Raw genomic sequence first — 23,182 nt, 5'->3', positions numbered from 1 at the left:
AAGCGCGCGCGACCGGCTAAAGTAGCGGCCATGGACCTCCCTCCCTCCCGACGTTCTCCCAAGGCCAGGGCCTGGCGATGGTGGCGACCCGCCGCCGCTCCCGCCCCTTCGCCTTCCGAGGACACGCCGCGTGATCACGCAATCGCAGTTCCAGCAGTACGCCGCTGACGGCCATACCCGCATCCCGGTGGTGCGCGAGGTGCTGTCGGACCTCGACACGCCGCTGTCGGTCTACCTCAAGCTCGCCGACGGCCCGCACACCTACCTGTTCGAATCGGTCGAGGGCGGCGAGCGCTTCGGCCGCTACTCCATCATCGGCCTGCCGGCCGCGCGCGTGTATGCGTTCCGCGGCCACGCGCTGGAGGTCTGCGAGCACGGCGAGGTGGTGGAGACGCGTGCGATCGACGACCCGTTCGCCGAGGTCGAGCGCCTGCGCACCGAGCATTCGGTGCCGGTCCTGGACGGCCTGCCGGGCTTCGCCGGCGGCCTGGTCGGCTGGTTCGGCTTCGAGTGCATCGGCTACATCGAGCCGCGCCTGGCCGGCGGCGACAAGCCGGACGAGCTCGGGACCCCCGACATCCTGCTGATGCAGTCGGAGGAGGTGGCGGTCTTCGACAACCTCAAGGGCCGGCTGTACCTGATCGTGCACGCCGATCCGCGCCGGCCGCAGGCCTGGGCCCGCGCCAACCGCCGCCTCGACGCCCTTGCGCACCGGCTGCGCCACGCCGGCGCCGGCTATCCGGAGACGCTGCAGCCGGCGGCGCTGGACGAGGCGGACTTCGTCTCCGGCTTCACCCGCGACGGCTTCATCGCCGCGGTCGAGAAATCGAAGGCGTACATCCGCGCCGGCGACATCTTCCAGGTGGTGCTGTCGCAACGGCTGTCGGTGCCGTTCGCCGCGCGCCCGGTCGACGTCTACCGGGCCCTGCGCGCGCTCAATCCGTCGCCGTACATGTACTTCCTCGACGTCGGCGACACCCAGGTGGTCGGTTCCTCGCCGGAGATCCTGGTGCGCCTGGAGCATCCCGGCGCGGGGCAGGGTGGCCTGGTCACCGTGCGCCCGATCGCCGGCACCCGGCCGCGCGGGAAGGACGCGGACGAGGACGCCATGCTCGAAGCCGAGCTGCTGGCCGATCCCAAGGAGCGCGCCGAGCACCTGATGCTGATCGACCTCGGCCGCAACGACGTCGGCCACGTCGCCCGGCCGGGCACGGTGCAGGTCGGCGAGCGCTTCGGCATCGAGCGCTACAGCCACGTCATGCACATCGTCAGCGAGGTGACCGGGCGGCTGAAGGCCGGCCTGGGCTACGCCGACGTGCTGCGCGCGACCTTTCCGGCCGGCACCGTCAGCGGCGCGCCCAAGATCCGCGCGCTGGAGATCATCCGCGAACTGGAACCGGTCAAGCGCAACGTGTACTCGGGCGCGGTCGGCTACCTGGGATGGAACGGCGAGGCCGATACCGCCATCGCCATCCGCACCGCCGTCATCCAGGACGGCCGCCTGCACGTGCAGGCCGGCGCCGGGATCGTCCACGACTCCGATCCCGAGAAGGAATGGGAGGAGACGATGAGCAAGGGCCGCGCGCTGTTCCGCGCGGTGGCCGAGGCGGCCAGGGGATTGTGACTTCATCGATGGGAGCGTTGCACATGAGGAAATGGAATCTGGGATGGATCGGCATCCTCGCCGCCGCGCTGTGCGGCCAGGCGGCGGCGGACGCGTTGCCGCCGGCGCCACACCTGGTGGTAAGGGGGCAGGCCGAGGCCGAGGTGCGGCCGGACCTCTTCGAGGTGCAGCTGAGGGTGGCGAAAACCGGCGACTCGGTCCCGGAGGTCAGCCGCACCGTCGAGAAACAGACCAGGCAACTGGTTGACGGGCTACTCGCTGCAGGCCTGGCGGAGACCGATATCCAGGCGACCAACATGGCCATCGAGGCCCAGTTCGAGCACGACGACGAGACCGGGCGTCGGCGTTTCGTCGGCAACCGGGCCAGCCGCGACATCACCGGGCGTTTCGCCAGCCTGAAATCGCTGTACGACTTCCTCGACACCGTGCCTGCGGGCGAGACGATCGAGGTCGGTGGCGTGCTGCCGAAGTTGTCGCGTGAGGCGGAAATCAAGAGCGGTCTCCTGGACGAGGCCGTCGCCGATTCCAAGCGGGCGGCGGAGGAGCTGGCCGGTCGATACGGGCAGAAGATCGTGGGCGTCCACAGCATCTCCGACCAGCCCATTGCCGGTCGCGGTTACGCGCTGGATCGAATCCAGGTGACCGGCTCGCGCATCTCCCGGGTACTGGCCGAAGGCGTCGTCAACGTGCGCAAGGACGTCCATGTCGTTTTCCTGATCGGTCCACGTTGATGCTGGACGAGCGCAAGCATTTCGTTTTCCCCGGCCGGGCGGTTCCAGCATGCTGCTGATGATCGACAACTACGACAGCTTCACCTGGAACCTCGTGCAGTACCTGCAGGCGCTGGGGGCCGAGGTGCGGGTGGAGCGCAACGACGCGTTGAGCGTCGAGGAGATCGCGCGGCTGCGGCCCGAGCGCATCGTGATCTCGCCGGGGCCGTGCACGCCGAACGAGGCCGGAGTGTCGTTACAGGTGGTCGAGCGGCTGGGGCCGACCACGCCGATCCTCGGCGTCTGCCTCGGCCACCAGGCCATCGGCCAGGCCTACGGTGGTCGCGTGGTCCGCGCCAAGCGGATCATGCACGGCAAGACCTCGCCGGTGCGGCATCGGGGGCAGGGCGTGTTCGCGGCGCTGCCCGACGGCTATGAGGCCACCCGCTACCACTCGCTGGTGGTCGAGCGCGACGGCCTGCCGGACTGCCTGGAGGTCACCGCCTGGACCGAACTGGACGGGGGCGGCTTCGAGGAGATCATGGGGCTGCGACATCGCGAGCATCCGGTGGAAGGCGTGCAGTTCCATCCGGAGTCGATCCTGACCGAACACGGGCATGCGCTGCTGAAGAACTTTCTCGAGCGGTAGCTGCGCCGTCGCCCCGGCGCAGGCCGAGTGCATTTTGCTTGGCTTGGCTTTGGCGAGGCAACGACAAGATCAAATTGGATCCCAGCTTGCGCTGGGATGACGAGCAAAGCGGCTATGCTCTTCCCGATTCCCGATTCCCGATTCCCGATTCCCGATTCCCGATTCCCGGCCTTCCCATGTCCATCACCCCGCAAGAAGCCCTGCAGCGCACCATCGAGCACCGCGAGATCTTCCATGACGAGATGGTCTGGCTGATGCGGCAGATCATGCGCGGCGAGGTCTCGCCGCTGATGACCGCGGCGATCCTCTCGGGGCTGCGGGTGAAGAAGGAAACCGTCGGCGAGATCGCCGGCGCGGCGACGGTGATGCGCGAATTCGCCCGTTCCGTGGAAGTGGCCGACCGCCGCCACCTGGTCGACATCGTCGGCACCGGCGGCGACGGCGCCCACAGCTTCAACATCTCCACCGCCAGCATGTTCGTGGCCGCCGCGGCCGGCGCCAAGGTCGCCAAGCACGGCAACCGCAGCGTGTCGTCGAAGTCCGGCAGCGCCGACGTGTTGGAGGCGCTGGGCGCGACGATCGACCTGCAGCCCGGGCAGGTGGCGCGCTGCATCGACGCCACCGGCATCGGCTTCATGTTCGCGCCGGTGCACCACCCGGCGATGAAGGCGGTGGCGCCGGTGCGCCGCGAGATGGGCGTGCGCACGCTGTTCAACATCCTCGGCCCGCTGACCAACCCGGCCGGCGCGCCGTCGATCCTGATGGGCGTGTTCCATCCCGACCTGGTCGGCATCCAGGTGCGCGTGCTGCAGGAGCTCGGCGCCGAGCGCGCGCTGGTGGTCTGGGGCCGCGACGGCATGGACGAGCTCTCGCTCGGTGCGGCGACCCTGGTGGGCGAGCTGCGCGACGGCCGGGTGCGTGAGTACGAGGTGCACCCGGAGGACTTCGGCATCGCCATGGCCGCCAGCCGCAACCTGCGCGTGGACGACGCGGCCGGATCGAAGGCGATGCTGCTGGCCGCCCTGGGCGGAGAGGACGGCCTGCCGCGCGAGATCGTGGCGTTCAACGCCGGGGCCGCGCTGTACGTTTCCGGCGTCGCCGAGTCCATCGCCGAGGGGATCGAGCGCGCGCGGGAGACGATGGCCTCCGGCGCGGCGCGGGCGAAGCTGGAGGCCTTCGTCGCCGCCACCCGCCGCCTCTCCGGGCAGGAAGCGACGGAGTAGCGGCATGTTCGACAGCGGATTTTCCGGGCTTATGCCGCCGCCGTACTACGCGGTGGTCTTTTCCTCCGAGCACGACGATCCCGGCTACGGCGGCGCCGCCCAGCGCATGATCGGGCCGGCACGGCAGCAGCCCGGCTTCCTCGGCGCCGAGTCGGCCCGCGGCGACGACGGCCCCGGCATCTCCGCGTCGTACTGGCGGAGCGAGGAGGCGATCCGGGCCTGGCGCCGCCACGCCGGGCACGCCGCGACCCGCGAGCGCGGCCGCCGGGACTGGTACGAGTGCTACGCGCTGCGGGTGGCGAAGGTGGAGCGCGCCTACGGCTGGAACCGCCCGGCGGAGACGGACGCGCCATGACCGCGCCGGCGACGCCCGCGCCCGACATCCTGCAGCGGATCCTGCGCCGCAAGCGCGAGGAAGTGGACGAGCGCCGGGCGGCGCGGCCGCTCGCCGAGCTGGCCGCGCGCGCCGCCGATGCGCCGCCCACGCGCGGTTTCGCGCGCGCGATCGAACGCCGCATCGCCGCCGGCGATCCGGCGGTGATCGCCGAGGTCAAGAAGGCCAGCCCGTCGAAGGGCGTGATCCGCAGTGATTTCCGCCCCGGCGAGATCGCGCGCGGCTACGAGGCCGGCGGCGCGGCCTGCCTGTCGGTGCTGACCGATACCGATTTCTTCCAGGGCGCCGAGGAACACCTCGTGACTGCGCGCCAGTGCTGCGCGCTGCCCGTACTGCGCAAGGATTTCACCATCGACCCGTACCAGGTGTACGAGGCGCGCGTGCTCGGCGCCGACTGCCTCCTGCTGATCGTCGCCGCGCTCGACGACGCGCGCCTGGCGGAACTGACGGGGCTGGCGCTGGAAACGGGCCTGGACGTGCTGGTCGAGGTGCACGACGGCGACGAGCTCGAGCGCGCGCTCCGGCTCGAGCCCGGGGCCGGCCGGGCGCCGCTGCTGGGCGTCAACAACCGCAGCCTGCGCACCTTCGAGGTCTCGCTCGACACCACCCTGGCGCTGCGCGCGGCGGTGCCCGCCGGCCGCCGGCTGGTGGCCGAGAGCGGCATCCACGCCGCCGCCGACGTAGCGAGGCTGCGCGGCGCCGGCGTCGAGGCGTTCCTGGTCGGCGAGGCCTTCATGCGCGAGCCCGACCCGGGCGCGGCGCTGCGGCGGCTGTTCTTTCCGGCATGAGCGCGCACTACCCCCGCACGCGGGCCGGCGCGCCGACGGTCGTCTTCGACTTCGACCACACCCTCTACGACGGTGACTCGGGCAGCCACCTGTTCGCCTGGCTGATCCGGCGCCGCGCCTGGCGCACGGCGCTGGCGCTGCTGGCGGCGCCGGTGCTGGCGCCGATGATCGCGTTCCTGCCCACGCGCCGCTACGGCATCTCCGGCTTCGTCTGGATCGGCACCGTCGGCCTGCACCGGCCGCGCACGCTGGACGCGTTGATCGACCGCTATGTCGCGCACGACCGCGACGGCATCCGCGCCCGCCTGCTGCCGCATGCGCTGGCGGTGCTGCACCGGCACCGCAGCGACGGCGACCGGGTGGTCGTCGCCACCGGGGCGCCGCCGGAGCTGGCGCGGGCGATCCTGGCCTTCGTCGCCCACGAGGAGGTGCCGGTGATCGGCAGCGCGATCGGCCCGCGCTTCGGCGCGGTGGTCGCCACCCGCCACTGCCACGCCGAAGAGAAGATGCGCATGCTGGCCGAGGCCGGCTACGCCACCGTGGACATCGCCTATTCCGACAGCAGCGCCGACCTGCCGCTGCTGAAGGCGGCGCGCGCGCCGGTGGTGGTCAACCCCAAGCGCGGCGCGGTCGACCTGTTCCGGCGCGTGCTGCCGCCGGGCACGCCGATCCTCAACTGGGGCTGCGCCGACCGCGGCGGCGATCCCGTCTGAGAGCCGCCGTTGCCCCGTGCGGGCGGTTAGCGAGGCGTCCGCAAAGGGCGCGAAAGCAAGCAGGCGCCGAGGATTCCAGCGCCGCCTGTGTTGCGCTCCTTGCGCCCTTCATGGGCCGGATCAGCCTCTCCCGAATCCCGGCTTCTCAGGCATCGCCCAGGCGCTTGATGAAGCGCAGCGTGCCGTCGCTGTAGCCGCAGGCCTTGTAGAAGGCGTGGGCGTCGGTGCGCTGCGAGCCGCTGGTGATCTCCAGGCGGGCGGCGCCGGCGAAACGCGCCCGGCGTTCGGCCTCGCGCAGCAGCTGGCGGCCGAGGCCGCGGCCCTGCGAGTCGTTGCGCACCACCAGCGCGGTGATGCGGCAGGTGAGCGTGTCCAGCGGCAGGTAGTACATGAAATCCAGCGCCAGCAGCCCGCAGACCACGCCGTCGAAGCGGGCCACGACCAGCGCCTGCCGGTCGTTGTCGACGATGCTGCGGATGCGCCCGGCCGCGTCCTGCCGATCGCAGGGGTAGCCCATCTCCGTCAGCAGCGCGGCGACGTCGTCGGCGTCGACCAGGGAAGCGCTGCGCAGGTCGGCCTGCGGCAGTGCCTCCAGGTCGAGCCGCGTCATGGTCAGCGGGTTCCGTAGAGAACAATCGTCTTGCCGCGGGCGTGCAGCTTGCCGTCGGCCTGCAGCTTCTTCAGCACGCGCCCGGCCATCTCGCGCGAGCAGCCGACCAGCCGCGCCAGCTCCTGGCGCGAGATCCGCAGCTGGGTGCCCTGCGGATGGCTCATCGCTTCCGGCTCGTGGGTCAGGTCGTGCAGGGTGCGGGTGATGCGGTCGGTGACGTCGAGGAACGCCAGGCGCCCGGCCTTGCGGCTGGTGTGGATCAGGCGGCGCGAGAGCTGCGCGCCGATCGCGTACAGGATCTGCGTGGCGTCGTTGACCAGGGTGCCTTCGAACAGCTGCTGCAGCCGCTCGTAGCTGATCTCGGCCAGTTCGCACTGCACGCGGGTGCGCAGGATCACCTCGCGCTTGTCGGACTCGATGAACAGCCCCATCTCGCCGACGAACTCGCCGCTGCCGAAGTAGCCCAGCACCAGTTCGCGGCCGTCGTCCTCCTCGGCGATGATGCTGACCGAGCCGCTGACCACGTAGTAGAGCGTGCCGGCCGGATCGCCCGGGCGGAAGACGTCGGTGCGCGGCGGATAGCGCCGCCGGTGGCAGTGGGCGAGGAAGCGCTCGATGGTCGCTGGCGAAGGCATGAGCGGATGTGATGCGCGCTGGTAAGGGTTGATCAGGGCCACGGCGGTCGGGTTCATTACCTGAACAGATCGGGGGAAGTTGCGAGAGTAGGCGGTTGCGGACGATCCGGCAAACCCTTTGTCGCGAAGCCCACGCGGTTTGCCCCATAATTCACGTTTTCGCCGTTCCAACCGGGGGACGACCGTCGTGGTCAAACCGCTGCCTCGCCTGAAGCTGCAGGGCTTCAACAATCTCACCAAGGCCCTGTCCTTCAACATCTACGATGTCTGCTATGCCGCGTCCGAGGACGAACGGCAGCGCTACATCGCGTACATCGACGAGGCCTACAACGCCGACCGCCTGACCCAGATCCTCACCGACGTGGCCGAGATCATCGGCGCCAACATCCTCAACATCGCGCGCCAGGACTACGATCCGCAGGGCGCGTCGGTGACGATCCTGATCTCCGAGGAGCCGGTGATCGACCGCAAGGACGCCAAGGGCGTGATCTCCGACGCGGTGGTCGCGCACCTGGACAAGTCGCACATCACCGTGCACACCTATCCGGAAACGCACCCGGACAACGGCATCGCGACCTTCCGCGCGGACATCGACGTGGCCACCTGCGGGGTGATTTCGCCGCTGAAGGCGTTGAACTACCTGATCGAGAGCCTGGAGTCGGACATCGTGGTGATGGACTACCGGGTGCGCGGCTTCACCCGCGACATCAAGGGCAAGAAGCACTACATCGACCACAAGATCAATTCGATCCAGGACTACCTGGCCAAGAACATCAAGTCGCGCTACGAGATGCTCGACGTCAACGTCTACCAGGAGAACATCTTCCACACCAAGATGCACCTGAAGGACTTCGACCTGGACCAGTACCTGTTCGAGGAAAAGGCGCGCAACCTGTCGTTCAAGGAACGGATGAAGATCGAGGCGCGGCTCAAGCGCGAGATCGAGGAGCTGTATCATGGGCGGAATCTCGTCGATTGACGAGATTCCGCCGGGATTCGGGATTGGTGATTCGTGATTCGCAAGAGCAAAAGCAGAGGTCACAACCGGGGCGACCGCCGTTGCTTTTACGAATCCCGGATCCCGGATCCCGAATCCCGAATCCCGCCGGATCTAGGGCGGGCCGCAGGCCCGCCCTAGATCCGGTAGGCCACCGTCTTCATCAGTTTCGATGCCAGCGCCATCACCGACGGGATCGGCTGCGGCAGCACGCGCGCGCCGGCCATCTCGGCGTTGTCGGCGTGGCGCGCCTCGTCCTCCTTCATCTTGCGCAGGATCTCGCGGCTGCGCAGGTCGGCCTCCGGCAGGGTTTGCAGGTGCTCCTCCAGGTGCGCCTCGACCTGGCGCTCGGTCTCGACCACGAAGCCGAGGTTCCAGCCGTCGCCGCGCAATCCGGCCGCGACGCCGATCGCGTAGCTGCCGGCGTACCAGAGCGGGTTGAACAGGCTGGGGCGGTCGTCGAGTTCGCGCAGGCGGTCGGCGCACCAGGCCAGGTGGTCGGTCTCCTCCTGTGCGGCCTCCATGAGGTGGGCGCGGGTGGCCGGATCGCGCGCCACCGCCGCCTGGCCGACGTACAGCGCCTGGGCGCAGATCTCGCCGACGTGGTTGATCCGCATCAGGCCGGCGGCATGGCGGCGCTCGTCGGGCCGGAGCTCGACCTCGGCGGTTTCGCCGGCGGGATTGGGGCGCGTGGCCGGGGGGTTGCCGAACACGGTCTCCAGCGCGTGCTGGGCCTGGGAGAGGAAGCGGTCGAGCGGGGACTGCGAACGGACGGTGTCCATGGGGCCTCCAGGTGGGGGTGGGCTGCGGCTGGGCGGTCCTGGCGGGAGGCAGCGCCGCCATTCTCCCGCCATCGGCCGCCCGTCGCCAGCCGGCCGGCCTCTCGGTTTCCCGCCCGCGATCGGCTTGCGGGCGGCGGGCGGCGCCTGTATCATTTCGCCTCTTTCGTTCCGCCAATTCACATCGCGCGGCAAAATTCCGCCAGCCCGCCTGCGGAATCAGCCCGACCAATCACCGACCGAGTACCAGAATCCAGTCATGAAGACTTTCACCGCCAAGTCCGAGACCGTCCAGCGCGACTGGTACGTGGTCGATGCCGCCGGCAAGACCCTCGGCCGCCTGAGCAGCGAGATCGCCCGTCGCCTGCGCGGCAAGCACAAGCCCGTCTACACCCCGCACGTCGACACCGGCGACTACATCATCGTGGTCAACGCCGAGAAGGTGGCGGTCACCGGCAACAAGCTGGCCGACAAGAAGTACCACCGTTTCACCGGCTACATCGGCAACCTCAAGACCGAGTCCCTGGGCCAGGCGCTGGAACGCCACCCGGAGCGCGTCATCGAGATCGCGGTCAAGGGCATGCTGCCGAAGAACACCCTCGGCCGCGCCATGTACCGCAAGCTCAAGGTCTACAAGGGCGCCGAGCACCCGCACACCGCCCAGCAGCCGCAAATCCTGGATATCTGATCATGGCAATTCAGCAGAATTACGGCACTGGCCGCCGCAAGTCCTCCGTCGCCCGCGTGTTCCTGCGCAAGGGCAGCGGCAATATCACGGTCAACCAGCGCCCGCTGGACGAGTTCTTCGGCCGCGAGACCGCGCGCATGATCGTGCGCCAGCCGCTGGAACTGACCCAGAACACCGACAAGTTCGACATCACCGTCACCACCGTCGGCGGCGGTACCACCGGCCAGGCCGGCGCGATCCGCCTGGGCATCGCCCGCGCGCTGGTGGAGTACGACGAGTCGCTGAAGGTCGAGCTGCGCAAGGCCGGGTTCATGACCCGCGACGCGCGCGAGGTCGAGCGCAAGAAGGTCGGCCTGCACAAGGCACGCCGCGCCACCCAGTTCTCGAAGCGTTGATGCGGCGCGGGCCCGCCGGGGCCCGTCGCCCGCCGTTCGGCGACTTTTCAGCGCCGACGGCGTTACAATCGCCTGCATAGCCCCGTCGCCAAGTGGTAAGGCACCTGACTCTGACTCAGGCATTCGGTGGTTCGAATCCATCCGGGGCTGCCAACTCCATCGCCCGCGTCGTCGCGGGCAGCATGAGAAACCCGCCATCCGGCGGGTTTTTCGTAGGCGGGGTCCCACCTGGCACCAAGTCTTCTCTGAAGCGGATGCAGGCGTCGGAAGGCCCGCGACCGGGTGCAATCGCCCTGTGGGAGCGACGGGAGTCGCGACTCCGCGGGCGCCAGTCGCGACTTCCCGGCGGCGGCATGCCGCCGCCACTCCCACAAAAAGGTGCCTGCGCTCGCAAGCAGGCCGCGCCTAAAATGCAGCGATGACGATCCTCCTGTCTCCGCCGTACCTCCCGATCGACGGGCTGCCCGGGGCGATGCGCGAGCGCGGCTTCGCGGTGCTCGCGTCGGCGGACGTGGCGTCGCTGTCCGGGACCCCGCTGTCCGTGCTGGCGGCGCTGCGCGACAGCTGGGACCGGCTGCCCGAGGACACCTACCTCAAGGACGGCGGGCGCTATCGCCGGCGCCGCCACTCCTGTTTCGTGGTGGAGGGCGACGCGGTCACCCAGGTCCCGCATCGCGCGCACTGGCAACCGCGCGACTACAACGCCCTGCACGGCGGGATGCGGCGGTGGTTCGAACCGATCGAGCCGGATATCGTCGCGCAGCCCGCCTGGAGCGGGCTGCTGGGCGGCCTGGGTCGGTTGTGCTCGGCGCTGGATCGTGAACGGCCCTGGTACGTGGAGGCGCACCAGTTCCGCATCGACACCAGCGACGGCATCGGGCGCCCCACCCCGGAAGGGGCGCATCGCGACGGGGTCGACTATGTCGCGGTGCTGGTGGTCGACCGCGCCGGCATCAAGGGCGGCGAAACCCGGGTGTTCGCGGCCGACGGGCCCGACGGGCAACGCTTCACCCTGACCGAGCCATGGGGCCTGCTGTTCCTGGACGACGCCCGCGTCATCCACGAGTCCACCCCGATCCAGCCGCAGAACGACCGCGACCACGGCCATCGCGACACCTTGGTGCTGACATGGCGCGCCAGCGGCTTCCAGGGCGACGGCTAGGATCGTCACGCGCTCCTGTAGGAGGGGCTTCAGCCCCGACAGGCAGCGGAAACGCCGGCAATCGACCTTCGCAACACGCGGCGGCGCGTTTTGTCTTCGCGGCCGTCTGGGATGCTTCCGGCGCGGTCGGGGCTGAAGCCCTCCTACAGGGAAAAACGGTGCCAAGTCATGAAGGACGGCACGACCTGGGGCCTCGGGTAGCCCCGGCATGCCCGCCACGGCGCCTTTCTCCCGGGACTGGGCTAGGATGCGATGCGCAGGGTAGCGGGCACGCCTGCGTGGGGAGCGAGCGCATGGACCAGGACTTGACCAGGCTGCTGCACGGGTGGCGCGCCGGCGACGAGGCTTCGCGCGACCGCCTGCTGGCGCAGGTCTACGACGCGCTGCGCGGCATGGCGGCGGCGCGCCTCGGGCGCGGGCGCAGCCACACCCTGCAGCCGACGGCCGTGGTCAACGAGGCGCTGCTGCGCCTGCTCGGCAACGACACCGACTGGGAGGATCGCGCGCATTTCTTCGCCCTGGCGGCGCTGAAGATGCGCGCGGTGCTGGTCGATCATGTGCGCGCGCGCGCCGCGGAGAAGCGCGGCGGCGACGTCGCGATGCTCACGCTCTCGCATGCCGACCGCGAGGCCGGCGGCGACGTGGAGATCGACGTGCTGGCGCTGCACCAGGCATTGGAGCGCCTGGCCGAGCGCGACGAGCGCGCCGCGCGCGGACTGGAGATGGCTTACTTCGGCGGCATGGAGCACAAGGAGATCGCCTGCGTGCTCGGCGTCTCGGTGCCGACCGTGGAGCGCGACCTGCGCTTCGCGCGCGCCTGGTTGAACCAGCAGCTGGCCTGAATCGGGCGAGTCCAGCGTTTGGAGGCGGCATGGAAACGGCACGCTGGCAGGATCTCCGACAGTTGTTCGATGCAGTCTGCGACCAGCCCCCGGCGCTCTGGGAGCAGTGCCTGCGCACGCTCAGCGACGATCCGGTGCTGATCGCCGAGGCGCTGGACCTGTTGCGTGCCCAGACCGCCAGCTTCGACCGCGCGCTGGAACCCCTGCGCGAGCTGATGGCCTCGCTGCCGGACGCCGAGCTGCAGGTCGGCGATCGCCTCGGCGCCTGGCAACTGGTCGAGCGCCTGGGGAGCGGCGGCATGGGCACCGTGTTCGTGGCCGAGCGTGCCGACGGCCTGTTCCGCCAGCGCGTAGCCATCAAGCTGCTGCGCGGTACGGCCGGTCGCGGCGCCACCGCCGGGCGGCTGGCGGCCGAGCGCCAGATCCTGGCGGAACTGCAGCATCCCGACATCGCACGCCTGTACGACGGTGGCACCACGCCCGCTGGTGAGCCCTACCTGGTGATGGAACATGTCGAGGGCCTGCCGCTGGACGCGTACTGCGAACACGCGGCGCCCCCGCTGCGGCAGCGTCTGGAGATGTTCGTTCGCATCTGTCGCGCGGTGCAGGCCGCGCACCAGCGTCTGGTGGTGCATTGCGACCTGAAGCCGGGAAACGTGCTGGTGCGTCCGGGCGGCGATCCGGTGCTGTTGGATTTCGGCATCGCGAGGTTGCTGGACGCCGAAACGCCGGGGGAGGCCGGCAGCTTCTGCACGCCCGCCTACGCCAGTCCGGAGCTGCTCGCGGGCAGGCCGGTCAGCGTGGTCAGCGACGTCTTCAGCCTTGGCGTGCTCCTGGCCGAGCTGCTGGCCTGCCGCAGAACCGGACGCGGCGCGGCGGACAGCGGCGTCCTGGTCTCCGTTCCGTCCGCGCTGGCGGGAACCGGCTGCCGCTGGCGTTCGAAGCTGGCCGGCGACCTGGATGCGATCGTGGCCCGCGCGTGCGCGCTCGACCCGTATCGGCGCTATCCCTCTGTGGAAGCCTTGGCGGCCGATATCGAGCGCCACCTGCAGCGGCGCCCGGTGCAGGCGCGCGCGCCAACGCTGCGGTACCGGGCCGGCCGCTGGCTGCATCGGAACTGGAGGGGAAGTGCGGCGGCCGCCACGGTCGTGGCGGCGACCGGCGTCTTCGTCTGGCAGCTCGGGATGGCGCAGGCACGCGCCGAGCGCGAGGCCGACACCGCGCAGCGTGTGAGCGATTTCCTGGTCGCGACCTTCGACGCCGCCGATCCCCGCATGCGTGGGGCGAGCGGCACCGAGGAGCCCACCGCGCGCCGGGTGCTCGACCTGGGCGCGGAGCGGGTGGATGCGGAGCTGGCGGGCTCGCCGGCCGTGCTGCACCGCATGCAATGGGTGTTGGGCCGCGCCTACGCCAACCTGGGTGAGCGCGAGCGTTCCGAAGCCATGCTTCGCCGTGCGGTCGAAGGATTCCTGGCCCCGGACACCTTCCGCCCGGACCTGGCGGCCGCGGCGCTGGGCCACCTGGCGACCCTGATGAGCAACCAGATGCGCGCGGCGGACGCCATGGAGGCCGCGCGCCGCGCGCTGGACCTGCGGCTACGGCACGATTCGCGCCCGGAGTCGCTCGCCGTCACCTACAACGCGCTCGGGCTGGCGCAACAGACCAGCGCCGACTACGCGGCCGCCGAGGTCTCGTACCTCCAGGCGCTGGCGCTGAACCGGCAGCTGCATGGCGCGGACAGCCTGGAAGTGGCGGCCACCTTGCACAACCTCGCGCAGATGCATCGTTTCGCCGGCGACGCCGCGCAGGCCGAAGCGCACTATCGACAGGCGCTCGAGATCAAGCTCGTGCACGGCAGCGACAGCGTCACGGTGCACGCCAGCCGCCAGGGACTGGCGATGACGCTCGGCTCGCTCGGCCGGTTCGACGAGGCGGCGTCGTTGCTGCGGGAGAACATCCTGCTGGCCGAGGCGCTGGTGGGGCGCGACAGCGAAAAGGTGGCCGACACCGAGATGAAGCTGGCGATGGTGCTGCAGCAGTCGGGGGAATACGACGTCGCGCGAGCGCACTACCTCGAGGCGCTGGCGATTACCGAGCGGGTGCTCGGCCGGGACAGCATCGACTACGCGGTCGTGGCGGGACAGCTGGCCACGCTCGAGGAGACGCGCGGAGATCTTGAAGCGGCCGAGCCGCTCTATCGCGTCGCCACCGAGATCCGGCGTGCGCGGCTGCCGTCGGGCGACAGGCTCGTGTTGCGCAACGAAGCCTACCTGGGGCGCGTGCTGTGGCGGTTGGGACGTCTGCAGGAGGGCGGGGCGCTGCTGGCGAACGCCCTGCCCGCATGGCAACGCTACTTCGACGGGCACACGCCCGGCGAGCCGATGCCGACGGACCTGGTGAGCGCGCGCCTGATCGAGGCCGACTGGCTGCTGCGGCAAGGTCGACTGGACGAGGCCGAGCAGGTGATTCCCGTCGTCGACGAAGCCCAGCCCGGACTGGTCCTGGCGCGGTCGGCACAGGTGGCGGAACTGGCCCAGCGCCGTCGCGACTGGGGTAGAGCGAGCACCGAGTGGCAGCGGGTGGTGGCACTGTCGGCCGCCCATGCAGGAGAGGACAGTCCGCCGACCGCGAAATGGCGCGTGTCCTACGCCGAGACGCTTGCCGCCGCTGGCGATGCCGTCGCGGCGGGCGAGCAGGTCCGGTTGGCCGAGGCATCATTGCGCCGCGTGCTGGTGCCCGGGGCGGAACTGCTGCAACGGCTCGACGCGGTGCGGGCGCAGCTGGCTGCAGCAGACGGCGGTTGACCGCCGCGCGGCCCCGGCCACGGCGGGGCGGGGTGGGTCAAAAGAGGGCGGAGACCAAGGGTCTCCGCCCCCGCGTGCCGACAGCGTCGGTGCCGGATCACGGCATCACGGGTCGAGGCCGAAGCCGATGCCGGCCGAACGTTCCGAACCGCTGAAGGCGCCGCCCGGGGAGAACGAGGCGCGTGGCCCACGCGCTTGTCTTAGCCTATCGACAGCGGCTGCTCGCCGCCCTGGAAGCCGGCGCCGACGGTGACGCCGCCACGCGGGCCTTGCGAGCCAGCGGCGTTGATCGCCATGTCGAGCATGGCCGCATCCATTGGCCCTGGCGATCGATCCGAGGTCGATCGACGGATCGGCAGGGCCCTTCGGGCCCGGGCCGGGCGGCCGGGCCGGAGCCCCTGCCGCTTTCACGTGGCGGTCCCGTCCGAGGACGGTGCGCCGGTGCTGGCCGGTTGATGCCACTTACTTCTTGGTCCAGCTGGCGTCGTGGACGTCCCGCAGCACCCGGCACTGGTAAGGGTACGCGCCGCCCATCGAGTTGATGAGCAGGACCACCTGCACGCCGGTCGGGAAGTCGACGATGCAGGTGTCCACGCCGCGCGGCTGCACGGCGGCCGCGCATACACTGACTCCCTCCGGCACGGGCAGGTTCGGGTAGCACAGGTCGCCCCCGTGCATGCGATACGTCCCGAAGACGCCGGTGGCCATGGAGCCGTAGTTCGCAGGATCCATCCAGCCGAGGAACCCCTCGTACATCGTCGCTCGCGTCGTAGGGGTCAGGATCTTGTCGTTGTAGCGCAGGTGGGCGAGGAACTGCGCCAGTTCGAGCGCCGAGAAGTACCACCCGCCGCCGCCGGCGCTGAGGAGCCAGTCGGTGGGTTCCACGCTGCCGACGGCCTGCGGGAACCAGTAGAAGCGCGTGGCCGGGGCTTCCGCCGGGTTCGGCGCCAGGGCAGGGCCCTCGCAGGTCTGGAAGGGGTCCTGGAGGACACCGTCGGAGAGACCCATCATGCGGAGCAGGTCGCACTGGACGTGCGTCCGATATGCCCATGCGGTCTGCTGATCCTCGAGCGGCAGGCAGCCGTCGTCCGCATTGTTGCAGCCGCCGATGATGTTGATGAGCATCACGCGCAAGAGCGCGAAGTTGCCGTTGTCGTAGAAGAATTCCTGGTCCGACGCCCGGGCGCCGGCGGCGATGCAGGCCTTGATGCCGTCGAACCTCATTCCGCAGCCTCTCCGCCGGCTTTCGTCGTCGCGTCCGCCGAGCCCGCTGGTGTGCGTCATGAGCCGGCGAAACGTCAGGGCGCCGGGGTCGATCACGCTGCCGGCGCTGTGCGGGCGAGCCCAGTCCCAGGGCAGGTACGGTGCGATCGGATCATCCACCGAGATGCCGCGAGACTGCAGCAACTCGAGCACCGTCGCTGCCGTCAGCGTCTTCGTGATGCTGGCGATGTTGAGCTCGTCCGACGGCGTGAAGGGGATCGGAGGATTCGAGTCGGCAGGCATTCGCCGGAAGCCGTTGCCCCAGCTGTCCACCAGCATGCCGTCCTGGTTGACGGCGACGGCGTAGCCGGTGGTCTGGCCATCGAGCACGAACCGCAGGCGCGCCCGGAACTGCGGGATGTCGAAAACGAGCGCGTTCTTGATCGGGAGCACCTTCTTGTAGAACTTGGCCGCGCCGCCCGGGTCTCCGATTGCAAGGAGCCGGTCGCCCGAAGCCAGGTCCGCTTCGGCCCTCGCGAGCCGCGTGGGATCGACGCCCGCTGCCCGGGCGACGCCCAGCATGTTGGCAGCCAGCGCCTGCGCGACATCGCCCAGCCGTCCGCCCTGCCGGTGGAGTTCGGCGCGCAAGGCCGGATCGGCCGAGGCACGCGCGGCGACGTCGAAAGTGTTCACGGCCGTGGAGATGTCCCCGACCACCCTGTCGAGTCGCGAGTCGAGCGCGAGGAAGTGCGCTCGCGCATCGTCGGTCCGCTCGCGGGCGTGGCGCAGCTTCGCGAGCACGGCGGTCGGCAGGTCCGGGCGCTCGAGTTGGGCATCCAGCGCGGCGACGACGGCTCGCAGCGTCGTCACCGGATTGTCGGCCTGGGATTCCGGCGGGCCGACCTGGTAGCCGCCGTCGGGGTCGGGTTCGGGGTCGGTCTGCGTCTGTGCGAACGTCGTCCCGGGGAAGACGAGAGACACGAGCAGCGCTATGAACATGCGCGTCGATGTATTCATCGTATAGGTCCTATCTGCGAAGAGTTTTTGGAGGGGTCGCATCCACGCAACCGCGGAAAGCGGGTCGTGCCCATCAAATGGCTTCCGGGCTGCGGTCGATGCGGGCGTCGCCGTCGCCGGGCATCGGCGATTACAGATCGACGCCGAAGCCGACGCCGGCCGAACGTTCCGAACCGCTGAAGGCGCCGCCCAGGGAGAACGAGGCGCGCTGGCCCACGCGCTTGCCGTAGCCGATCGACAGCGCCTGCTCGCCGCCCTGGAAGCCGGCGCCGACCGCGACGCGTCCGCGCGGGCTCTGCGAGCCGGCGGCGTTGATCGCCATGTTGAGCATCGCCGCGCTCATGGCGCCCTGGCGGTCGATGCGCTGGTCATGGCGGTGCAGGCGGCGGTCGACGTCGTCGAAGCGGTCCTCCAGCGCATCCAGCCGTCCGTTGATCGAGTTCGGATCGAAGCCGAGCAGGTTGGCGACCTGGGTGTCGGTGTAGGCGTTGGCGGCGGATAGCGTCTGCGCATCGCCGGCATCGGAGTGGACGGCGGCCGAGGCGAGCGTCGCGCCGTCGCCGGCGTCCATCTGGCCCTTGTTGACCGCGTCGGTCGCGGCGGCACCGGCGGCGACGTTGGAGATCCGGGTGCCGTCGGCGCCTTCGAGTGCGATGGTGTCCATGTCGGCGTTCTCGTAGGCCACGCTCAACGGGTTGCCGGGACCGGCAGGGCCCTCCGGGCCTTGCGGGCCGGCCGGACCCTGCGGCCCCGCGGGCCCCGGGATGCCGCCCTGGCCCGGCAACGCCGTCAATCGATCGTCGACCGCGGCGAAGGCGCCGCCGATGTCGTGGTACTCGGCGCCCTGGATCACGTACGTCGGCGCGGTGAACACGCCGCCGCCGAAGCCGGCGCCGCCGCCCAGTGCGGTGGCGAAGGGATGCAGCTGGCCGACGTTGACCGCATCGGTGTCTTCGGTGCCGGCCGCGAGCTGGATCAGCTGCCGCTGGAGGTCCTGGTGGCCTATCGAGACGGTTTGCGACCGGTCCGTGAACGAGGATGTCCCCAGCGCAACCGAATCCAGCGCCGTGGCGCGGCTCAACGAACCCAGCGCAACGCTATTTTGGCCGCTGGCCTCGCTGTTAGCTCCCAACGCCGTGGCGTGCTCGCCCATCGCCGTGGCCCAAAGGCCGATCGCGATGCTCTGCTCGCCGCCCGCGAAGCTGTTCACACCGTAGGCGTTGCTGCCGGAACCGCTTGCGGTGCTGGCAACTCCCAGCGCGATCGAGCCAGAGCCGCTGGCGTTGCTGCCAGCGCCCAATGCAGTGGAGTTCAGGCCGGTGGCTTCGGCCAGGGTGCCGATCGCCGAGGCGTCGAAGCCGCTGGCCAGGCTGTTGCGGCCGACGGCAAGGCTGTTGACGTCGGAGGCGTTGCTGCTCTTGCCCAGTGCGGTACTGCCCTGGCCGGTGGCATGGCTGCCGATGCCCAGCGCGGTGCTGGTCGCACCGGTGGCAGTGCTCTCGGTGCCGATCGCGACCGAGAGCCCGCCGCTCGCCACGCTGAACCCGCCAAGCGCCATGCTCCCCAGGCCGGTCGCTTCGCTCTGGTAACCGATGGCGATGTCGAAATCGCCGGACGCGATGCTCTGGGCGCCTACGGCCACGCTGTTGTCGCCGCTGGCCGAACTCCAGAAGCCGTTCGCCGTGGCGCGGATGCCACTGGCCCCGCTCAGGTAACCGGTGGCGGTGGCGGCATCGGCGCTCGCAGTGCTGTGTCCGCCGGTGGCGGTGCTGAAGGTGGCGGTCGCGCGGCTCTGCGCGCCGAAGGCCGAGCTGTCGGCGCCGGTCGCCTGTGCGTCCGAGCCGTAGGCGCTGGCGCGCGCGGCGGATGCGATGCTCTGCACGCCGGTGGCGGTGCCGTCGACGGCGGTGGCGCGGGCGCCGGCGCCGAATGCGCTGGCGCCCGCGGCCGACGCCAGGGTCGTTTCGTCAGCGTCCGGGACACCGTCGTTGTCGGCATCGTGCCAACCGCCGACGGCCGTACTGCTCGCGCCGGTGGCCTGGCTGAGATTGCCGATGGCGGTCGCGCGCACTCCCGAAGCGATCGCGTCACCACCGAATGCGGACGTGTATTCGGCGGTGGCCTGGCTGAGCATGCCCACCGCGACGCTCTTTTCCTCGCTGGCGGTGCTGCCGACGCCGACCGCGACGCTGCGGACGCCGCTGGCCTCGCTGCCCGCGCCGACCGCCACGGTGAAATTGGCGGTGGCCTCGCTGCCGTAGCCGATCGCTGTGGACTGGCTGCCGCTGGCGACGCTGTCGTTGCCGCAGCCGATCGCCTGGAAGCCGGGGGCCGTCGCGGTACCGCCACTCTCGCCGACGACGGCGTAATCGCAGACGTCGCCGGCCCATGCGGTGCCGTTGGCCGCGCAGCACAGGGCGATGGCGACGACGAGGGCGCGACGCTGGCGTCGCGCAATGATCATGCTCGGATGTTTCATCTGGGTTCTCCTGATGGATTGGTGTGGCGCGGACGCAGAGGGCGTGCCCGCGACCTGGAAGATCGGATCCGGCCGGGCCTCCCCCGCTTCCGGGGCGACGACCACGTCGCGCTTGAACAACCAACCGGCAAAGCGATCGCAAACCCATCACGCCGGACCACGCACCCGTGGCAAACGTGCCTTCCTGCTGGTAGGAGCGCACCGCAGGGGCGCGACGCCGCGCCAGGCAGCTCCTCCGCTGCGGTATGGCCAGGCCCGTCGCCACGGGCCGGTCCGATAGGCAGCCGAGCGCTTCGTAGATCGGCTGACGACAGCAAGGGCTTGAAGTGCCGGCGATTCATCGGTGAAACCCGTGGCGACGGCCCAATCCTCGCCGCGGCGGAAAGGGCTGCCTGGCGCGGCGAACCACAAAGGAGCGGGCGTGGCGACATCGTCGCCACGCCCGCCGCCGGGCCGCCCGTGGGCCTCGCCCGGGCTTGGAATCGCCGTCAGAAGCCGATGCCGACGCCCAGCGTGGTCGAGCGCTCGGAGCCGCTGAAGGCGCCGCCGAGGGTCAGCGCCGCACGTTTGCCGATGCGCTGCTGCAGGCCGATCGAAAACGCCTGCTTGCCGTTGTATTCGCCCGCGGCGAGGCCGATGCGGCTTTGCCCTTCCTCCACCGCGGCGGCGCTGGCGGTCATGCCGATCATGGCCGTGCTCAATGCGCCGACGCGGTCGATGCGGTCGTCCTGCTGATGGAAGCGCCGGTCGACGTCGCCGCGGAACGCGTCGAAGCCGGCATCGAAGCCGGTGAGCTCGGCCAAGGCGTTGTCGGTGTAGGCATTGGCGGCGTCCAGGGTCGCCGCGTCGCCGGCGGCCATGTCGTCGCGGATCGCGGCTTCGCGGTCGTCGGTGTAGGCGTTGGCCGCGGTGCCGCCGGTGGCGACCGCAGTGTCGGTGTAGGCGTTGGCGGTGGCCAGGGTGGCCTGCAGCTGCGACAGGTTGACCGCGTCGGTCGCGCCGGTGCCGGCGGCGACGTTCACCAGGCGACGTTCGTTGCCGGCGCTGCCGATCGAGACCGTGTCGGCCTGGTCGGCGACCGCGTGCGCACCCAGCGCCACCGAATTCTGGCCGCTGGCCAGGCTCTGGTTGCCGAGCGTGATGCTGTCGACGGCGTTGGCCGAACTCAGAACGCCGATGGCGATGCTGCCGTCCGCTGTCGCCAGGCTCTGGGTGCCGGCCGCGATCGCACCGGCGCCGCTGGCGACGCTGAACGCGCCCAGTGCCGTGCTGGACCCGCCGCTGGCGGTGGCGACCGCGCCGAACGCGGCATCGGCGAAGAGCGTGGCGGTGCCGCCGGCGCCGATCGCGGAGCTGGCCATCCCCTGCGCCTGGCTGCCGTCGCCGACGGCCGTGCTGTTCTGCGCCGTGGCCAGGCTGTCGGTGCCCACCGCGGTGCTGTACTGGCCGCTGGCCTGGCTCAGCACGCCGATCGCGATGCCCTGCTCACCGGTGGCCTGGGCGGCGACGCCGACGGCGATGCTCCTTTCGCCCGAGGCGATGCTGCTGGCGCCGGTAGCGGTGCTGTATTCGCCCGAGGCCTGGCTGGCCGAACCGGTGGCGGTGCTGGAGATGCCGGTGGCGCGGCTCGACGAGCCGGTGGCAGTGCTCGAATCGGCCGTAGCTTCGGAGAAGGTTCCGGTAGCGGTACTCGACAGGCCCGAGGCCAGGCTGGCCGAACCCGTGGCCGTGCTGAAGTTGCCGCTGGCCTGGCTGATGTTGCCGGTGGCGGTGCTGGCGGATCCGCTCGCGTTGCTGTGGGCGCCGGTCGCCGTGGCGCCGCCTCCCACGGCGAAGCTGGCGGCGCCGGTGGCGGTATCCATGCCATTGAAGGCCACGCTGTTGTGACCCGTGGCGGTGCTCTCGTCGCCAGAGGCGCTCGCGGCATTGCCATAGGCGGTGGCCTGCTCGCCGCTGGCCTCGGCGCCGGTGCCGCAGGCGTTGGCGTCGGTGCCGGTGGCGGTGGCATCGCCGCCGTCTTCGCCGGCGGTTGCGAGATCGCAGGTCTCGCCGGCGACTGCGGTCGCGGACATGGCCAGGCAAAGAGCGATCGCCAGTGCGGATATCGAACGACGAAGCGAGAGGGACAAGGTCTGCAGGTTCATGGCGTGCTCCGAAGGAAGAATGGATTCGCGCAGTCGCAGAGGGACTCGCCCTCGACCGGAAGCTGAATTCCGGCCGGGCCTTCCCCCGGTTCCGGGGCATCGGCCATGCCGCGCTTGCAGTACCAACCGGCAAAGACGCGCCGGAACCATCACGGCGCTTGCGCATCTGTCATGGCGGCTGGCGGGCGGCGACGTCGGCGTTTCAGGCGTCCCGGTTACAATCGCAACCATCGCGCTGCGGCGCCGAACCACGGAGTCCCGATGAAGCTTGGTTCACTGAAGGAGGGCGGCCGCGACGGCACCCTGGTGGTCGTCTCACGCGACCTTTCGCGCGCGGTTCGGGCCGGCGCGGTCGCCGCGACCCTGCAGCGGGCGCTGGAGGACTGGTCCAATCTCGCGCCGCGGCTCAATGCGCTGGCGCAGGAGCTCGAGGCCGGGCAGGCGGCCGGCGCCTTCGATCTCGACGTGGCCCAGCTGGCGGCGCCGCTGCCGCGCGCCTACGAGTTCGTCGACGGCAGCGCCTACCTGCCGCACGTGGAACGCGTGCGCCGCGCGCGCGGGGCCGAGGTGCCGGAAAGCTTCTATACCGACCCGTTGATGTACCAGGCGACCAGCGCCGGCTTCTACGGCCCGCGCGACCCGGTCCGCGTGCCCAGCGAGGACCACGGCATCGACCTGGAGGCCGAGATCGTGGTGGTGACCGACGACGTGCCGATGGCGGCGACGCCGGAGCAGGCGGCGGCGCACATCCAGCTGGTCGGACTGGTCAACGATGTCTCGCTGCGCAACCTGATCCCCGGCGAGCTGGCCAAGGGCTTCGGCTTCCTGCAGTCCAAGCCGCGCTCGGCGCTGAGCCCGGTGTTCGTGACCCCGGACGAACTGGGCGATGCCTGGCGCGGCAACAAGCTGCACCTGCCGTTGCTGACCCACGTCAATGGCGAGTGGTTCGGCGCGCCCGAGGCCGGCGTCGACATGCAGTTCGACTTCGCCCAGCTGGTCGCGCATGCGGCCCGGACCCGGCCGCTGTCGGCCGGCACGATCGTCGGCTCGGGCACCATCGCCAACCAGGACACCGGCAAGGGCGCGTCCTGCTTCGCGGAGAAGCGCACGGTGGAAGCCCTGGAGCACGGCAAGCCGTTGACGCCGTTCATGCGCTTCGGCGACACCGTGCGCATCGAGATGCTCGACCGCGAGGGACACTCGATCTTCGGCGCGATCGAGCAGCGGATCGAACGCCCGTCCGGCGCCTGACCGGAGAGGCGGCGGCAGCCGAACGGACGTCGCCGCGCGACGGATGGGCGGCCGGCGCGGCGGGTTCCGCGTTAA

20 protein-coding genes, 1 tRNA gene and 1 pseudogene are annotated in these 23,182 nt (G+C 70.5%); 15 read left to right on the top strand and 7 right to left on the bottom strand.

Features of this window, described 5'->3' with window-relative positions; translation table 11 throughout:
• The first annotated feature begins 130 nt into the window (after positions 1–130).
• The 7 genes from trpE to U3649_RS18235 all read left to right on the top strand — a co-directional run bounded on the left by trpE (position 131) and on the right by U3649_RS18235 (position 6,101).
• Positions 131–1,624: an anthranilate synthase component I gene (gene trpE / locus U3649_RS18265; RefSeq protein WP_407352709.1), complete on the top strand. Its 1,494-nt coding sequence runs from the start codon at positions 131–133 to the stop codon at positions 1,622–1,624.
• Positions 1,625–1,632: 8 nt separating this feature from the next.
• Positions 1,633–2,355: an SIMPL domain-containing protein gene (locus U3649_RS18260; RefSeq protein WP_407352708.1), complete on the top strand. Its 723-nt coding sequence runs from the start codon at positions 1,633–1,635 to the stop codon at positions 2,353–2,355.
• A 49-nt stretch (positions 2,356–2,404) separates the two neighbouring features.
• Positions 2,405–2,983: an anthranilate synthase component II gene (locus tag U3649_RS18255; RefSeq protein WP_407352707.1), complete on the top strand. Its 579-nt coding sequence runs from the start codon at positions 2,405–2,407 to the stop codon at positions 2,981–2,983.
• A gap of 176 nt (positions 2,984–3,159) precedes the next feature.
• Positions 3,160–4,206 carry an anthranilate phosphoribosyltransferase gene (gene trpD, locus U3649_RS18250; protein ID WP_407352706.1) on the top strand — a complete coding sequence of 349 codons (1,047 nt, stop codon included), beginning with the start codon at positions 3,160–3,162 and terminating at the stop codon, positions 4,204–4,206.
• Between the two features lie 4 nt (positions 4,207–4,210).
• A complete protein-coding gene (locus tag U3649_RS18245; protein WP_407352705.1) occupies positions 4,211–4,561 on the top strand; it encodes an antibiotic biosynthesis monooxygenase family protein in 351 nt (116 codons plus the stop codon).
• On the top strand, positions 4,558–5,388 hold the full coding sequence (trpC, locus tag U3649_RS18240) for an indole-3-glycerol phosphate synthase TrpC (RefSeq protein WP_407352704.1): 831 nt from the start codon (positions 4,558–4,560) through the stop codon (positions 5,386–5,388). The genes U3649_RS18245 and trpC overlap by 4 nt, the downstream gene beginning before the upstream one ends.
• On the top strand, positions 5,385–6,101 hold the full coding sequence (locus U3649_RS18235; RefSeq protein ID WP_407352703.1) for a haloacid dehalogenase-like hydrolase: 717 nt from the start codon (positions 5,385–5,387) through the stop codon (positions 6,099–6,101). Before trpC ends, U3649_RS18235 begins: the two co-directional genes overlap by 4 nt.
• A 145-nt stretch (positions 6,102–6,246) precedes the next feature.
• Here the strand turns inward: U3649_RS18235 and U3649_RS18230 are convergent, their stop codons facing one another.
• Both U3649_RS18230 and crp read right to left on the bottom strand, forming a co-directional pair.
• Positions 6,247–6,711, bottom strand: a complete 465-nt coding sequence (locus U3649_RS18230) for a GNAT family N-acetyltransferase (RefSeq protein ID WP_407352702.1) — start codon at positions 6,709–6,711, stop codon at positions 6,247–6,249.
• Between the two features lie 2 nt (positions 6,712–6,713).
• Positions 6,714–7,346, bottom strand: a complete 633-nt coding sequence (gene crp / locus U3649_RS18225; RefSeq protein ID WP_255516361.1) for a cAMP-activated global transcriptional regulator CRP — start codon at positions 7,344–7,346, stop codon at positions 6,714–6,716.
• Between the two features lie 187 nt (positions 7,347–7,533).
• Between crp and speD the strand changes: the two genes are divergently transcribed.
• The gene (gene speD / locus U3649_RS18220; RefSeq protein WP_407352701.1) at positions 7,534–8,325 is read left to right on the top strand and encodes an adenosylmethionine decarboxylase; all 792 of its coding nucleotides are present in this window, start codon (positions 7,534–7,536) and stop codon (positions 8,323–8,325) included.
• A gap of 155 nt (positions 8,326–8,480) precedes the next feature.
• On the opposite strand, the gene coq7 is transcribed toward speD, so the two are convergent.
• Positions 8,481–9,125 carry a 2-polyprenyl-3-methyl-6-methoxy-1,4-benzoquinone monooxygenase gene (gene coq7, locus U3649_RS18215; RefSeq protein WP_407352700.1) on the bottom strand — a complete coding sequence of 215 codons (645 nt, stop codon included), beginning with the start codon at positions 9,123–9,125 and terminating at the stop codon, positions 8,481–8,483.
• A gap of 256 nt (positions 9,126–9,381) precedes the next feature.
• Between coq7 and rplM the strand changes: the two genes are divergently transcribed.
• The 6 genes from rplM (at position 9,382) to U3649_RS18185 (ending at position 15,013) form a co-directional block, all read left to right on the top strand.
• Positions 9,382–9,810, top strand: a complete 429-nt coding sequence (gene rplM / locus U3649_RS18210; protein ID WP_149194727.1) for a 50S ribosomal protein L13 — start codon at positions 9,382–9,384, stop codon at positions 9,808–9,810.
• A 2-nt stretch (positions 9,811–9,812) separates the two neighbouring features.
• A complete protein-coding gene (gene rpsI, locus U3649_RS18205) occupies positions 9,813–10,205 on the top strand; it encodes a 30S ribosomal protein S9 (RefSeq protein WP_407352699.1) in 393 nt (130 codons plus the stop codon).
• 78 nt (positions 10,206–10,283) lie between these two features.
• A tRNA-Gln gene (locus tag U3649_RS18200) sits at positions 10,284–10,358 on the top strand.
• Between the two features lie 265 nt (positions 10,359–10,623).
• Positions 10,624–11,367 (top strand): 2OG-Fe dioxygenase family protein, encoded by a 744-nt coding sequence (locus U3649_RS18195; RefSeq protein WP_407352698.1) that lies wholly within the window; start codon positions 10,624–10,626, stop codon positions 11,365–11,367.
• A 293-nt stretch (positions 11,368–11,660) separates the two neighbouring features.
• Positions 11,661–12,209: an ECF-type sigma factor gene (locus tag U3649_RS18190; RefSeq protein WP_407352697.1), complete on the top strand. Its 549-nt coding sequence runs from the start codon at positions 11,661–11,663 to the stop codon at positions 12,207–12,209.
• 29 nt (positions 12,210–12,238) lie between these two features.
• Entirely contained in the window at positions 12,239–15,013 is a 2,775-nt protein-coding gene (locus U3649_RS18185) for a tetratricopeptide repeat protein (RefSeq protein ID WP_407352696.1), read from the top strand.
• Between the two features lie 105 nt (positions 15,014–15,118).
• Here U3649_RS18185 and U3649_RS18180 read toward each other — a convergent pair.
• The 4 genes and pseudogenes from U3649_RS18180 to U3649_RS18165 form a co-directional block, all read right to left on the bottom strand.
• Positions 15,119–15,336: pseudogene (locus U3649_RS18180) on the bottom strand (adhesin); the annotation flags it as partial.
• 139 nt (positions 15,337–15,475) lie between these two features.
• Positions 15,476–17,215, bottom strand: a complete 1,740-nt coding sequence (locus tag U3649_RS18175) for a serine hydrolase (RefSeq protein WP_407352695.1) — start codon at positions 17,213–17,215, stop codon at positions 15,476–15,478.
• A 148-nt stretch (positions 17,216–17,363) separates the two neighbouring features.
• On the bottom strand, positions 17,364–19,712 hold the full coding sequence (locus tag U3649_RS18170) for a YadA-like family protein (protein ID WP_407352694.1): 2,349 nt from the start codon (positions 19,710–19,712) through the stop codon (positions 17,364–17,366).
• 488 nt (positions 19,713–20,200) lie between these two features.
• Complete coding sequence (locus U3649_RS18165; protein WP_407352693.1) at positions 20,201–21,784, bottom strand: YadA family autotransporter adhesin; 1,584 nt, start codon at positions 21,782–21,784, stop codon at positions 20,201–20,203.
• Between the two features lie 333 nt (positions 21,785–22,117).
• On the opposite strand from U3649_RS18165, the gene U3649_RS18160 reads away from it, so the two are divergent.
• Positions 22,118–23,107: a fumarylacetoacetate hydrolase family protein gene (locus tag U3649_RS18160; RefSeq protein WP_407352692.1), complete on the top strand. Its 990-nt coding sequence runs from the start codon at positions 22,118–22,120 to the stop codon at positions 23,105–23,107.
• Positions 23,108–23,182 lie beyond the last annotated feature (75 nt).

Origin of the sequence: Luteimonas sp. R10 (genome assembly GCF_045689605.1) — a bacterium.
Lineage (GTDB): Bacteria > Pseudomonadota > Gammaproteobacteria > Xanthomonadales > Xanthomonadaceae > Luteimonas.
The sequence above is the reverse complement of the archived record's forward strand: the minus strand, read 5'-3'. Positions and strand labels throughout refer to the sequence as shown.

What these genes read in the sequence shown, in the direction of transcription:
- U3649_RS18260 (WP_407352708.1), top strand. Translation starts at nt 1,633, where the DNA reads ATGGGAGCGTTGCACATGAGGAAATGGAATCTGGGATGGATCGGCATC.
- U3649_RS18255 (WP_407352707.1), top strand. Translation starts at nt 2,405, where the DNA reads ATGCTGCTGATGATCGACAACTACGACAGCTTCACCTGGAACCTCGTG.
- trpD (WP_407352706.1), top strand. Translation starts at nt 3,160, where the DNA reads ATGTCCATCACCCCGCAAGAAGCCCTGCAGCGCACCATCGAGCACCGC.
- U3649_RS18245 (WP_407352705.1), top strand. Translation starts at nt 4,211, where the DNA reads ATGTTCGACAGCGGATTTTCCGGGCTTATGCCGCCGCCGTACTACGCG.
- trpC (WP_407352704.1), top strand. Translation starts at nt 4,558, where the DNA reads ATGACCGCGCCGGCGACGCCCGCGCCCGACATCCTGCAGCGGATCCTG.
- U3649_RS18235 (WP_407352703.1), top strand. Translation starts at nt 5,385, where the DNA reads ATGAGCGCGCACTACCCCCGCACGCGGGCCGGCGCGCCGACGGTCGTC.
- U3649_RS18230 (WP_407352702.1), bottom strand. Translation starts at nt 6,711, where the DNA reads ATGACGCGGCTCGACCTGGAGGCACTGCCGCAGGCCGACCTGCGCAGC.
- crp (WP_255516361.1), bottom strand. Translation starts at nt 7,346, where the DNA reads ATGCCTTCGCCAGCGACCATCGAGCGCTTCCTCGCCCACTGCCACCGG.
- coq7 (WP_407352700.1), bottom strand. Translation starts at nt 9,125, where the DNA reads ATGGACACCGTCCGTTCGCAGTCCCCGCTCGACCGCTTCCTCTCCCAG.
- rplM (WP_149194727.1), top strand. Translation starts at nt 9,382, where the DNA reads ATGAAGACTTTCACCGCCAAGTCCGAGACCGTCCAGCGCGACTGGTAC.
- rpsI (WP_407352699.1), top strand. Translation starts at nt 9,813, where the DNA reads ATGGCAATTCAGCAGAATTACGGCACTGGCCGCCGCAAGTCCTCCGTC.
- U3649_RS18195 (WP_407352698.1), top strand. Translation starts at nt 10,624, where the DNA reads ATGACGATCCTCCTGTCTCCGCCGTACCTCCCGATCGACGGGCTGCCC.
- U3649_RS18190 (WP_407352697.1), top strand. Translation starts at nt 11,661, where the DNA reads ATGGACCAGGACTTGACCAGGCTGCTGCACGGGTGGCGCGCCGGCGAC.
- U3649_RS18185 (WP_407352696.1), top strand. Translation starts at nt 12,239, where the DNA reads ATGGAAACGGCACGCTGGCAGGATCTCCGACAGTTGTTCGATGCAGTC.
- U3649_RS18175 (WP_407352695.1), bottom strand. Translation starts at nt 17,215, where the DNA reads ATGTTCATAGCGCTGCTCGTGTCTCTCGTCTTCCCCGGGACGACGTTC.
- U3649_RS18170 (WP_407352694.1), bottom strand. Translation starts at nt 19,712, where the DNA reads ATGAAACATCCGAGCATGATCATTGCGCGACGCCAGCGTCGCGCCCTC.
- U3649_RS18165 (WP_407352693.1), bottom strand. Translation starts at nt 21,784, where the DNA reads ATGTCCGCGACCGCAGTCGCCGGCGAGACCTGCGATCTCGCAACCGCC.
- U3649_RS18160 (WP_407352692.1), top strand. Translation starts at nt 22,118, where the DNA reads ATGAAGCTTGGTTCACTGAAGGAGGGCGGCCGCGACGGCACCCTGGTG.